This window comes from Oleiphilus sp. HI0125 (assembly GCF_001635355.1).
On record NZ_LWGF01000855.1, the window covers coordinates 1 to 873 of the forward strand.

The 873-nt window shown below is 46.5% G+C and carries 1 protein-coding gene; it reads right to left on the reverse strand.

The window, feature by feature from the left end; all coding sequences use genetic code 11:
• Positions 1–873, reverse strand: an 873-nt coding sequence (locus A3762_RS14035) for an efflux RND transporter permease subunit (protein ID WP_197469267.1), incomplete at both ends; no start/stop codon positions are given.

An 873-nucleotide genomic window follows, 5' to 3' on the forward strand; every position in this document is an offset into this window, starting at 1 on the left:
TGTCACCGGAACAGCAACTTCCTGCGTTCCATTGATCACGGCCTCGATACCGCTCTCGGATTTTCTGAGATGCGAGTAAATATTCTCGCCCGTGACAATCGCATCATCAACAACGATCCCCAGTATTAAGATGAAGCCAAATAACGAGATGATATTAATACTCACGCCAAAAAACGGCATGACAAAAAAGGCACCCATAAAGGTGACAGGAATACCGATACAAACCCAAAAAGCGATCGCGGGGCGTAAAAACAAGGTCAGCAGCAACATCACAAGAATACCGCCTTGTATCGCACTATCGCTTAAAGTCTTGAGACGCTTTTTCACGATATTAGACCGGTCTCGCCATGCGGTTAATTGCAACAACTGGTTTTGCTCTTCGCTGTGCGTTGCTATGTAGTTTTTTACCTTATCAGCAACTTCAATCGCGCTTTCGTCTCCAACGCGATATATCTCAATTAAGGCCGCTGGCTTACCGTTGAAACGCGTAATGATTACATCCTCAACAAAACCGTCGACAATATCTGCAACGTTACCCAAGCGAATGACTCCGCCAGTATTACTAGTACGGATAACAATACGGCTAAACTCATCCGCCCCATATGCCTGACCACTTGAGCGAAGCAATATGTCGCCACCGACTGTTTTGATTGCTCCAGCAGACAAATCGAGTGAGGCCTCACGTATGCGCGACGCGATTTCTTCAAGAGTAATGCCGTAACGTTCTATTACTTGCTCTCGCACATAGATGGACACTTCATAATCGCGCACACCATCGAGCTCAACCTGGCTTACACCACTAATTGCCAGTAAGTCGTCCCGAATACTAATCGCTTCTTGTCGCAATTCACGCTCTGCAAGATCACCGTATAC